The organism is Microcoleus sp. N9_B4 (assembly GCF_036701635.1).
Taxonomy (GTDB): domain Bacteria; phylum Cyanobacteriota; class Cyanobacteriia; order Cyanobacteriales; family Microcoleaceae; genus Microcoleus.
Genome location: NZ_JAUBRC010000074.1, coordinates 16644 through 27657, shown reverse-complemented (window position 1 = coordinate 27657; position 11014 = coordinate 16644). Strand labels below are relative to the sequence as shown.

General features: G+C 43.4%; 10 protein-coding genes and 1 pseudogene. 4 read left to right on the top strand and 7 right to left on the bottom strand.

Translation table 11 applies throughout. The annotated features are described in order from the left end of the window. The 3 genes and pseudogenes from QUA43_RS29010 to QUA43_RS29000 all read right to left on the bottom strand — a co-directional run. Window positions 1–451: pseudogene (locus QUA43_RS29010) on the bottom strand (restriction endonuclease subunit R); the annotation flags it as partial. A gap of 169 nt (window positions 452–620) precedes the next feature. After that, window positions 621–854 (bottom strand): hypothetical protein, encoded by a 234-nt coding sequence (locus QUA43_RS29005; RefSeq protein ID WP_333379030.1) that lies wholly within the window; start codon window positions 852–854, stop codon window positions 621–623. Between the two features lie 10 nt (window positions 855–864). Further along, window positions 865–2088, bottom strand: a complete 1224-nt coding sequence (locus QUA43_RS29000; protein WP_333379028.1) for a hypothetical protein — start codon at window positions 2086–2088, stop codon at window positions 865–867. A 219-nt stretch (window positions 2089–2307) separates the two neighbouring features. Between QUA43_RS29000 and QUA43_RS28995 the strand changes: the two genes are divergently transcribed. Further along, window positions 2308–2577: a hypothetical protein gene (locus QUA43_RS28995; RefSeq protein WP_333379027.1), complete on the top strand. Its 270-nt coding sequence runs from the start codon at window positions 2308–2310 to the stop codon at window positions 2575–2577. Window positions 2578–2683: 106 nt separating this feature from the next. On the opposite strand, the gene QUA43_RS28990 is transcribed toward QUA43_RS28995, so the two are convergent. Continuing rightward, the gene (locus tag QUA43_RS28990) at window positions 2684–3058 is read right to left on the bottom strand and encodes a hypothetical protein (RefSeq protein ID WP_006632950.1); all 375 of its coding nucleotides are present in this window, start codon (window positions 3056–3058) and stop codon (window positions 2684–2686) included. A gap of 261 nt (window positions 3059–3319) precedes the next feature. Here QUA43_RS28990 and QUA43_RS28985 point away from each other — a divergent pair, with 261 nt between their 5' ends. Next, entirely contained in the window at window positions 3320–3889 is a 570-nt protein-coding gene (locus tag QUA43_RS28985) for a Uma2 family endonuclease (RefSeq protein ID WP_333379025.1), read from the top strand. A gap of 7 nt (window positions 3890–3896) precedes the next feature. On the opposite strand, the gene ruvC is transcribed toward QUA43_RS28985, so the two are convergent. Both ruvC and bchI read right to left on the bottom strand, forming a co-directional pair. After that, window positions 3897–4430: a crossover junction endodeoxyribonuclease RuvC gene (ruvC, locus tag QUA43_RS28980; RefSeq protein ID WP_333379023.1), complete on the bottom strand. Its 534-nt coding sequence runs from the start codon at window positions 4428–4430 to the stop codon at window positions 3897–3899. A gap of 90 nt (window positions 4431–4520) precedes the next feature. Beyond that, entirely contained in the window at window positions 4521–5636 is a 1116-nt protein-coding gene (gene bchI / locus QUA43_RS28975) for a magnesium chelatase ATPase subunit I (protein WP_333379021.1), read from the bottom strand. 230 nt (window positions 5637–5866) lie between these two features. Between bchI and QUA43_RS28970 the strand changes: the two genes are divergently transcribed. Both QUA43_RS28970 and QUA43_RS28965 read left to right on the top strand, forming a co-directional pair. Continuing rightward, window positions 5867–7138 (top strand): ATP-binding protein, encoded by a 1272-nt coding sequence (locus tag QUA43_RS28970; RefSeq protein ID WP_333379019.1) that lies wholly within the window; start codon window positions 5867–5869, stop codon window positions 7136–7138. Beyond that, window positions 7125–8120 (top strand): RloB family protein, encoded by a 996-nt coding sequence (locus QUA43_RS28965; protein WP_333379017.1) that lies wholly within the window; start codon window positions 7125–7127, stop codon window positions 8118–8120. Before QUA43_RS28970 ends, QUA43_RS28965 begins: the two co-directional genes overlap by 14 nt. Window positions 8121–8243: 123 nt before the next feature. Here QUA43_RS28965 and QUA43_RS28960 read toward each other — a convergent pair whose 3' ends face one another. Further along, window positions 8244–10769, bottom strand: a complete 2526-nt coding sequence (locus QUA43_RS28960; protein WP_333379015.1) for an EAL domain-containing protein — start codon at window positions 10767–10769, stop codon at window positions 8244–8246. Between the last annotated feature and the right edge of the window lie 245 nt (window positions 10770–11014).

Genomic DNA, 11014 nt, shown 5'->3' with positions numbered 1-11014 from the left:
ATCTACTGAATATGCTTTCATTGGTGTATTTTTTTAATCTATTCTTATTGTACCTCATAACACCCGGAAGTGCTGTATCAGCGGCAATTTGTTTCTCTTTATTGATTGCTAAAATGTCAAATCTGCCTGTAATCGTTGTGTCTTCATCTTCTATAGTTATGTTAGCAATGTCTTGTTCTAGACTCATCTTGATTGGGCGGCGGTAGAAGCCAGCCAATCGCATTAAGGGAAAGGTAGTTAGAGCTTGTACCAGTCCTTCAGAGACTCTTTCCACTGAGAGGTATTCGCGAAAATCGTTGCGGATTTGGGCGAGTTCTAACTGTTCTATCTCTGTTAAGGATTCTAAGGATAAAAAATTTGTGTACGTGTCATTATTAAGCTGCTCTTGGAATTTCAAAAATTGACTAACTTCACCGAGAGTTATATTTTTGGCGTTAATAGTTGTTGTCATGTTTTGATAAGTATTTAAGTTTTAGTTATAATTATAACATAGAGATTGTGATAGTCAATTTGTACCATTCTTAGGAACAGGCAAGATGCCTGTTCCACGACATATTAAATTTTTTGTGGGGCGGGCATCTTGCCCGCCCATGAAAGTGACAAATGGGATAACTGCGAACCTAATCTATCCTTTCCATCACAATTCCATCAACTATTTCATAACCCCAATTAGAGTTGCGATTTGCCAACTGCTGGGCCATGTCATATTCGCCCAAATCGCAGAGTTCAACTAACTTTTGATATCCTTCATCTCTTTCTCGCTGCAACCTTTCCTGCCCCAATTTTTCTCTCTCTTCCTCAGAAGGATTTGGTCGCTCTTCTCCCAGCGGATTGATATCGCTAATTCGTTTCATATCAGCCTCATTAAAAAGGGATTGATTCGACTATTTCACCGTCAACTATTTCGTAACCCCAGTCTGGATTTGCAGCGATTTGTTTTTCAACTATACTTCGACCTAGAGGAGTTTTGTAAGCTTTTTGCAAAGAGGAAATACTGGGGATTTCGGCGGCGGTTGGTGGCTCTTTTTGTTCGAGTTTTGGCGGTTCACCAATTGTTTCAGATGTGGATTGATTGAGGGCTAATTGCGGCGCGATCGCCCCTAACTTCCGCATAACGCTATCCTTGGTGATTTGCGGTTTTTCGTTGAAGGAAGAGGGCAGATATGGTGTGTCAACGCCCTGCTGTTTTGCTTTGAGTGCATCATCGGCAATACGATCGCACTTTCGCAAAAATCCCTCCCACAAATCTTTGCCCAAAACGGGGTTTCTCAAATCAGCACGGGCTTTAGAGACTGCTGCTTCTAGCGGTTCGCCTTTGTGCACGTAATACTGAATTCGCTCCTCTTCAAAGGCAGGATAAGGCACTTCCGGCTCGATTTCCCAATCTCGCTTAACTTTCTGACTTTCTCCTAAAGGGATTCCGGCGATAAATTCCTCCCAAAAAGTCGAGGTTAAGCCTTTTGTCATGCTGTCAATAATTTTAAATGCCCATCCCGAAGGATTTCCAAATCCTAAGCTGCGCTCTTGAGCATAGGCTTCTAAAGATCGCTGAAAATTGTGAAGTTGTTCTTGGGAATTCCAAGGACCGCTAAATCGGTAATGAGGCGTGACAGCAACGGCTATTTGCTGGCGGGGTTGCCCGAAATATTTGTCGGTTTTAACTTCATGATTTGGGCGTGATGTTTCGGCGAATATTTCTACAGCGTGATTGTTGTTTTCGCCGCTTGTCTGTGGTATAATTCCCGCAGGATTGGATGTCCAAAAGTTATTGAGTTTTTCCTCGAAAGCATCAATGTCCGCCCAGAGTTCTAGGGTGTCCGTGTTGGGATTTGTTAATTTTTCTTTCAGGAGCGATCGCACTTTAAGCTGCTTTCTCGCTAATTCCTGTTCTTCCTGATTTAAACCCGTTGCTTTTTCTATTTCTGTGCTGTTAGTTTTCACCCATTCGCCGGAGTTAGACTGTTGTGATTGCCATTGCAATAATTGGCAAAGAAAAATACTCGCCACGACTCCGCCGGTAATGGTGGCGAGTTTGGGATAGTAGATGGCGGGATTTCCGAGATTTCCTAAAAATATTCCTATTTTCATTTTGTATATTCCTAAGTCCCGTAATAGTTGGGTGCGGCGAAGAGCATCTTACCTCGACTAAACTAGCATTGAGAAACTTAAGATTTTCTTTAAGCTTCTGTCTATTCCTGACTGAATGGAGTTTCTAGAGTCAAAACGGGGATCGCTTATTCGATCGCCTGATTGACAGGACTGACTTAAACGTAATAATAAATTATTTACTGTACAGATCCTGCCAAAATGAATCCAGAACGCCAAGAAGCTTATTTGAACTTAATCGAGCGAGTGCTTACCTGTCCCAACGGCCAAGAACCAGAAGTTTTGAGTTCCTGTTCCCATTTAATTGATGCGGGATTTGTGCAAATGCTAATCCAGATATCGGCTTCAATGGCCCGCGAAGGTGACGAAGATACTGCTAATTTTTTAGTACAACTTGCTCGTTTGCTGGGGAAATCTTTGGGTTTGTCGCCGGATTTGATGCTGGCTGGGTACAGTAGTGGACAGGGGTAGAGAAAAAGTGCGATCGCCTCGTTGTATCATGTTTTGAGAAATGAGGGCGATTCCCTACCCTTCGGGATAGCTTTGCTTCACCTAATTTTTAAATGCAGCTATGGCTTTACAGTTTATATTCGAGAGGCTCGCAAAACTCATTCACCCCAGTTTTAAAGACATAAATAATCACCGAAGTCACCAAAATATCAGGGCAAATTTTTGCTGCAACTAAATCTCTAAATGCTGCATTCAATTGTCCGTTTGTCAACTCTTCTTTAACCTCGGATTTGCAGATAGCAACGCGGCATCTTTTTGCCAATCCGTCTAACCAATTTTCTGATATATTCGGTTCTTGTCCGGCTTGAATTGCTAGAGATATCGCTGCATCTTCGATGTTACCTTCGCAATCTTCGATGGCGTCTAGGGCTTTTAGGGCTTCGGGATATTCCGCTAATTGCGAGCGAAATTGGGCAATTTGTTGGGAGGTAATAATCACCATATTATTTTCCTGGGTTCTCTGTTGTCGGGATAAGTTTAGCAATTAAAGTTGATATTATAGCATTTTTTGATGGAGGTGGGAATTGGGCGATCGCACTTAATTACATTTTCAAATAATATTTTGCACTTCGCAATAGTCGGGCTGGGGCTTAAGCCCTCGTATTAAAGCTTAAGTCCGGGCTATGAGGAGTGATGTTAAAATTGACCAAATGCGGCGCTAAAATAGGTTGGCAGGACTCATATTTATAGAGAGTTAGGAAAAATGACAACCGTTACTTTAAACTTAGATACTGTCGAACTAACAGACGAACAGTTTTACCGTTTATGCCAGATGAATCGAGATTGGCAATTTGAACGGACACCTAAAGGAGAAATCATTATTATGTCACCCGTAGGCGGAGTCAGCGGCAATCGAGAAGCCTATTTAATTACAGATTTGGGCTTGTGGAACCGTAAAACGCAGCTAGGGAGAGTGTTTAGTTCATCTACAATTTTTCGCTTGCCTAATAATGGCTATCGAGCTCCAGACGCGGCTTGGGTTAGCTTAGAAAGATGGTCTGCTTTAACAGCAGAAGAACAAGAGAAATTTCCGCCGATTTGTCCTGATTTTGCCATTGAATTGCGATCGCCCCCAGACCCGCTGCGGCCGCTTCAGGAGAAAATGCAGGAGTATCTAAACAGTGGTTTACGCTTGGGTTGGCTGATTAATCCTCTAGACGAACAAGTGGAGATTTATCGGCCTTCTCGCGAAGTAGAGATTGTACAATTTCCTGTAAGTTTATTGGGAGAAGATGTCTTGCCCGGATTTGTGCTTAATTTGCCGATGATTTGATATTGCATCAAACTTTTTCTGTTTCCAACTGTATTTTCTTCGGACAAATATCATCATCGTACCAACCAGTCAAAGCCACCGCCAAAGCATCCGCCGCATCGTCGGGTTTCGGAATATAACCCAACTCTAACTCCCGCGCCACGGCCTCTTGCACTTCAGATTTATCCGCATTACCGCGCCCGGTCAAAGCTTGCTTAATTTGAGCCGGCGTAAACTCGAACAGCGGCACTCCACACTGCGCCAATACTAGCGTCAAAACACCCCGCGCTTGCGCTACAAGTATGGTATTTCCCATCTTGTAAAAGAACAGTTTTTCGGCAATTGCTAGATCGGGTTTAATTTGTTCAATTACCTCGTGCAAATCGTCGTAAATTGTTTTCAAGCGCTGTCCCATTTCCTGTTTTGGCGTTGTTTTTATGACGCCGCAATCAATCATGGAAACAACGTTTTCATCTTGTTTTCCGGGGACAATGTGACAGGAAATTGCGCCGTATCCGAGGCTTGCTAAGCCGGGATCTAATCCTAAAATTCGTTTTTCCATTGCTGAAATTAGTAATTGGAAATGGGGAATGAAGCCTTAAAAAATTGGGAAATGTTTCATCACCACCCATTACCAATTACCAATTACCTATTACCCCTCAGTTGATTCTAGACCGAATACCCGATCGAACACTTTAGTCACTTTATACCCCGAATCTATTGATTCTAGCGGGTCTTTCCGCAACCGGTGTCGCAAACACAGAGTCATCACCCGGCGAATATCGTCCACAGTCACCTCTGTGCGGCATTCCAAAGCCGTGAAAGCTTTCGCAGCCCGATTCGTCACCAAATCGCCCCGCAGCCCGTCTACGTCCAATTCAGCGCAAACTTGGGAGATTTTTACTCGCAAATCTCGATCGATAGTTACCGATTTCAGCCTTTCCTGAGCTTCCACCAACTTCTGCTGCATCTCATCTTGTTCGTGCTGATATTTCGCGAGAAACTCCGGCGGATTTTGGTCAAAACTCGATCGCTGTTCGACAATTTCCACTCTTAAATTCGGGTCTTTTACAGTCCGAATTTCTGCGTGCATCCCGAATCTGTCGAGCAACTGCGGCCGCAATTCTCCTTCTTCTGGATTCCCGGAACCGATTAAAATAAACTTAGCCGGGTGACGGATCGAAATGCCTTCTCTTTCAACAGTATTCCAACCGCTGGCGGCGGAGTCGAGCAAAACATCGACTAAATGATCGTCGAGCAAATTGACTTCATCAACGTACAGAATGCCGCGGTTAGCTTTAGCTAAAAGACCGGGTTCAAAAGCTTTAACACCTTCCGACAAAGCTTTCTCGATGTCGATCGTACCGCAAACTCGGTCTTCGGTCGCGCCCAAAGGTAAATCTACCATTTGGACTTTTTTGCGGGCGATTTTGATGTCAGTTTGAGATAGACTGCGATCGCGCACCTCGTCGCTCATCAAATCCGGATCGGTGGGATGACTGTTAAAAGGATCGTCAGCCACCACCTCAATTTCCGGCAGCAAATCAGTGAGGGCGCGGATTGTGGTAGATTTACCAGTACCTCGATCGCCCATAATCATCACCCCGCCAATTTTCGGATCGATGACATTCAACAGCAGCGCCAGTTTCATCTCCTCCTGGCCAACAATTGCAGTGAAGGGAAAAACAGCGCGGCGGGCTGCGGTAGCGGTAACGGTTGGTAGAGCGCCCGCATTTAGGGTATTGCTGACTTCGGCAGTAGGACTCACAGGATAACTCAAAATATAATAATTGCTTGTTTATTGTGACATACAAGCGGACAACAGTCACTCCAAGGTAGGCGATCGTCATTTTGAGTAGCCTCGTCGGTTTACAAAAAATCCTACACCTCTATAATATCTTGTAACGTCCGTCAAGAGTTATAATTATCAGGTATTTTTCTATCTATTTTATCGGCATATATTGGCTAAGTCTATCGCATTAAAAGTTGAGTTACTTTATGTTAATTGAATTTTCAGTCAGTAACTTTAGGTCAATTAAAGAAGAGCAAACATTAAGCATGATTGCCGACTCTTCCACCCGGAAGAATGACAATACTTTTGTTCCAATCGAAGGTAATAAACTGCGCTTGCTTAACTCTGCGGCGATCTATGGAGCAAATGCTTCTGGCAAGTCAAATATTCTCAAGGCTTTGAATACACTGCTCTCCTATATTCACACTCTCAATATTGATGTGGATGACAATATTCCTTATTACGAACCATTCGAGTTAGAGAAGTCGTGCTTAAGCCAGCCTTCAAGCTTCAAGCTGAGTTTTATTATTGAAGAAATTATGTATGAGTATCAAATTGCTTTTGATAGTCGAGAAGTTCATCACGAACAGCTAGATTATTATCCAAATAAAAGACAAGCCAACTTATTTATTCGTACAAAAAACGAGGTCAAGCGCGGTGCTTATTTTGAAGACAAGCGATTTTTTTCAACCAAAGCCTTAACTAAATATCCTTATTTATCAAAAGTTGCTCGTGAAGAACATGAACAAATGCAAAAAATTTATCAATACTTAAAAACCTATGCTTTGTTTGCAGCCAATGATACTCATATGAGGAGTTATTTAGTACCTCATGTTAATCAAGAATTGCAAAAAGATGAAAAGCTAAAAAGAAAGTTAGATAAACTCATCAGAATAGCCGATACTCATATCGAGCAAATTAAAATAGAAGAAAAAGATGTTGATTTTAAATTTGATGATGAGGTGCCAGAGGAACTTAAAAAAATTATTATGCGTGACAATAAGTATGAATTGTTTGCCGTCCATAAAACTCGAGATGGCTTGTTAGAAGGTGAACAAGCTAACTTTCCTTTTTTCCAAAAAGAATCAATCGGAACTATTACGCTTTACGGCCTTGGCGCTCTAATGTTATTGATATTAAATAGAGGTCATATTCTAGTTGTTGATGAAATAGATAATAGTTTACATCCTAAACTGTGTAAGTTTTTAATTAAGTTATTTCACCATCCGTTAACTAATCCCCGTAAGGCCCAACTAATTTTTGCTAGCCATGAAACTACTCTACTTGATCGGGAATTATTGAGAAAAGATCAAATCTGGTTTACCGAAAAAAATAAATATGGTGAAACACAACTCTTTTCTGCCCAAGACTTTGATAAGGTAAAAGGTGATGAACCTTTTGACCTATGGTATATGCAAGGTAAATTTGGTGGTCAACCTAATATTAAAGAAGTTGAATTTATTTATGGCGATGAGTAGAAAAACAAAAATAAAATCAAGACAGTTAAAGCAGACCATCTACATAGTATGTGAAGGAACTAATACGGAACCGATTTACTTTGAGAAGATTGCTGAGCAACCTGATGTATTTGAAAAATATGCCATCAAAGTTTATCCAAGTGAAGAAGACCAAATAAAAGCCTCAAAAAAAGAAGGTGAATCTATTAAAACAGATGCGGTGAATCTGGTCAAACTCGCCAAACAAGAAATAAAAAATTATGACGAAGTTTGGGCAGTTTTTGATAAAGATGGTTATACCAAACATGAAAAAGCATTTTCCGATGCAAAGACACACGGTGTTAAGCTAGCGTTTTCAAGTGTTGCTTTTGAACATTGGATTTTATTGCATTACGAAAAGAATCGAACTGCTTTCGATAAATCGCAGAATGTTATTGATTATTTGAAAAAAGAAAAATATTTTACAGGCTATTCTAAAAAAGCCGATATTTCCATTTATCCTAAACTTCAAAAACTGACTCAAACAGCTATTGAAAATGCAGCCTGGTTACGGATGGAGATGGCACACAATCTAGCTGCTTGTGATAATAAAATCTATGAATTAAATCCTTATATTACTGTAGATGAGTTAGTAATGAAGCTTTTAGGTTTTAATCCTGTAACCTACGGATATATTAAGGAAACGCTTAGAATTAACGATATTAGTATCACAGTTAATGATGTTCAGCCCCACTGTGGAATAACTTTGAGTGTTTGTATTGTCAATCACGGAAAGTGTAGCTATTTAGTGAACAACCACTGCAACCACTTTTATTTAAAAGATCAAGACCAAAATACATTTCCACTTGTCATTGATACTCCAATTAAAATTGAACCAAGTTCAACTCAAGATATTGCCTTAAAGTGTGAAAATTTTTCCGCAACGGGCAAGTTAAGATTGCATTTTAATCCTAAGCAAAAGGAAATACTAATTATTGCGCTTGACAATATAACTGAACCGTGAAAATAATTACGCACAAAAACCAAATAAACCGGGTTTTGCAACCGGGCTCTATGGTGTTGCACGATCGATTTTCGTTCATCAAACTCGGTTGCTGCGGCCAGGAGTATGTGAAACAAACAGGATTTACCACTGCGGCCCTGAAGCAATCAAAGCAGTCGCAGCCTCGCTCGGTAACGGCTTAGCAAAAAAATAACCCTGACCATATTCGCAGCCGATCGACCTCAACTTAGCTAATTGTGCCGCCGTCTCCACACCCTCAGCAATCACATCCATACCCAAAGCATGAGCCAGTGCCACAATCGTCCGCACGATCGCCACATTCTCCCCCTCGCTTTCGAGCTCCATCCGCCCCACAAACGACTTATCAACCTTCAAAGTATCCGTAGGAAAACGACTCAAATAACTCAACGACGAATAACCAGTGCCAAAATCATCAATTCCCAACTTGACATTTAACCCTTTCATCTGCTTCAAAACCGCGATCGCCGACTCCACATCATCCATCACCACACTCTCAGTAATCTCCAACTTCAAACTCTCGGCACTCAAACCCGTTGTTTCCAAAATCACCTGAATACGATCAACCAAATCCGGCTGAGCAAACTGCTTGCCAGATAAATTTACACTCATAATCAAAGGTTGATCGAAATCAAACATTCCCTCCCAAAGCCCCAACTGCCGACAAGCCTCCTCCAACACCCACTCACCCAGTGGCACAATTGCCCCCGTTTCCTCAGCCACCGGAATAAACTTCACTGGCGAAATCAAACCTCGCAGCGGGTGCTGCCAGCGTACCAAAGCCTCAAACCCAATAATCTTCCCACTTGCCAAAGATACAAACGGCTGGTAGTGCAGCAAAAACTCCTGACGCTTGAGGGCCATCCGCAAATCAGTTTCCAACTGCAACCTCTCCACCGCCAAAGCGTGCATCGAAGCATTAAACACCTGATACCTTCCCGTTCCCAAAGCCTTCGCCCGGTACATCGCCGTGTGGGCGTCCCGCAGCAAGTGTTCCGGCTGTTCCCTGACAGTAGCAGCAGGTTCACCCCCCAGCGCAATCCCGATGCTTGCCGTCACAAATACCTCCTGCCCCTTCAACTCAAAAGGCACAATTAAAGCTTGGTGAATTCGAGTGGCCAAATCCACGGCACTCCCAACATCAACATTCCTCACCAAAATCGCAAAATCATCACCCCCCACCCGCGCCACAGTATCTGCACGACCAATACTAGCCCTCAACCGCAGCACCACCGCCATCAGCAGTTCATCCCCCACCAAATGACCCAAAGAATCATTAATCACCTTAAACCTGTCTAAATCCAAAAACAGCACCGCAAACAGATAGCTGCGCCGGCCCCTTGTATTGGCGATCATCGCCCGCCCCAGGCAATCCACGAACAAATCCCGGTTAGGCAAACCCGTCAGAGAATCGTGAAAAGCATCGTAAAGCTTCCTGTAAGCACTGACACCCACACCAGTCACCACCAAACCCAAAGTCGGCGACACTAAGGGTACCCACCCACCCCCAGTAAAAATCCCATAACTAATCCCCAACAGTCCCATCAATCCCGCACCCCCAGCCAATCCCGCCCTCGCAGGGTGCTGAATCCGCCAAGCCAAAACCCCGCCCACCAACGCCCAAGCACCGTTCCACAAAATTTCCGCCCATTCCGGCCACACCCAAAACAGCGATCGCCCATCCAAAACCGCACTCAATATTTGGCTGAGCATTTGCGCGTGCAGCAACACCCCCGGCATTTTCGGACTTTGCTTTTTAACAGGGCTGTAGGGCGTCAAAAACAAATCTCTGGTACTCGGTGCCGTCGTCCCGATCAGCACAATCTTGTCCTTAACCCAGCTTGGGTCAATTTCCCCCTTCAATACCTGCCTGATGCTGACTTGTCGCGCCACATCGTTACCAGAACGGTATTTGAGCAAAATTTGGTAGCCTTTGGCGTCGAGATTTGCATAGCCACCACTGTCAGAAGTTAAAGGCACAAATTCTGCCTTTCCCCAGTTGATTTGGTGGGGATGAACAGCGCTATTTTTCGGCTGTACTCTGTCTTTGAGATACAACAAAGCCACTTGCATAGAAAACGATAAAGCAATCTTTTTGTCTGGTTGCGAAACTGAGAGCAAATTACGGCGTACAACGCCATCAGGATCGAGCACGAAGTCGTTAAAACCAACTCGATCGGGCGGTATCCCAGGGGGCGCAGCCACTCCCTGACTTTCTGAATCGCTCAATTTATAGATCGCCACCACATTCGGTGCTTTCAGCCCGGCCAGCAATTCTTCGTGTCCCGGCGCTTGAGGCAAATCGCGGTACAAATCCAAACCGATGACTTTTGGCTGATACTTTTGCAGTTTGGCCAAGGTTTTGGCGATCACCTTGTCGGAAATCGGAAATCTCCCCAAAGCTTGAATATCGGCCTCAGAAATGGCCACTACCAACAGTCGCGGATCGGTGTCCGAATCTGGCTGCAAGCGCACTAACGAGTCAAAACTCCCCAATTCCCAACTTTGCAGGCCTCCCAACTGCCGAACTCCCATATTCAGCAGCGTTACAGTCACGCCCGCAAACATTGCCGGCAAAATCCTGACCCGTCGGTTTTGAGAACTCAGGTCGAAGCCAGTTGCGACAGACATGACATATCGAAGATTTCGAGAGAATTTGGCAGTCACAGAAAAAATATGTCGGTGCAAATTAGCTTTGCACAAGTCTGTTCTTACAGAATTGAGCTTAATATGAGATTGAATGTAATTTTTTCAGAACTTGTGCCACAACCGAGTTTCTTTAAGCTAATTACTCGATTTGGCAAAGTATTTCTCGAATGGGAACCGGGTTTTTGAAGATTTGCCGACAAATCCTGTCTTTCATTCCTTGTTTCCCC

What these genes read in the sequence shown, in the direction of transcription:
- QUA43_RS29005 (WP_333379030.1), bottom strand. Translation starts at nt 854, where the DNA reads ATGAAACGAATTAGCGATATCAATCCGCTGGGAGAAGAGCGACCAAAT.
- QUA43_RS29000 (WP_333379028.1), bottom strand. Translation starts at nt 2,088, where the DNA reads ATGAAAATAGGAATATTTTTAGGAAATCTCGGAAATCCCGCCATCTAC.
- QUA43_RS28995 (WP_333379027.1), top strand. Translation starts at nt 2,308, where the DNA reads ATGAATCCAGAACGCCAAGAAGCTTATTTGAACTTAATCGAGCGAGTG.
- QUA43_RS28990 (WP_006632950.1), bottom strand. Translation starts at nt 3,058, where the DNA reads ATGGTGATTATTACCTCCCAACAAATTGCCCAATTTCGCTCGCAATTA.
- QUA43_RS28985 (WP_333379025.1), top strand. Translation starts at nt 3,320, where the DNA reads ATGACAACCGTTACTTTAAACTTAGATACTGTCGAACTAACAGACGAA.
- ruvC (WP_333379023.1), bottom strand. Translation starts at nt 4,430, where the DNA reads ATGGAAAAACGAATTTTAGGATTAGATCCCGGCTTAGCAAGCCTCGGA.
- QUA43_RS28970 (WP_333379019.1), top strand. Translation starts at nt 5,867, where the DNA reads ATGTTAATTGAATTTTCAGTCAGTAACTTTAGGTCAATTAAAGAAGAG.
- QUA43_RS28965 (WP_333379017.1), top strand. Translation starts at nt 7,125, where the DNA reads ATGGCGATGAGTAGAAAAACAAAAATAAAATCAAGACAGTTAAAGCAG.
- QUA43_RS28960 (WP_333379015.1), bottom strand. Translation starts at nt 10,769, where the DNA reads ATGTCTGTCGCAACTGGCTTCGACCTGAGTTCTCAAAACCGACGGGTC.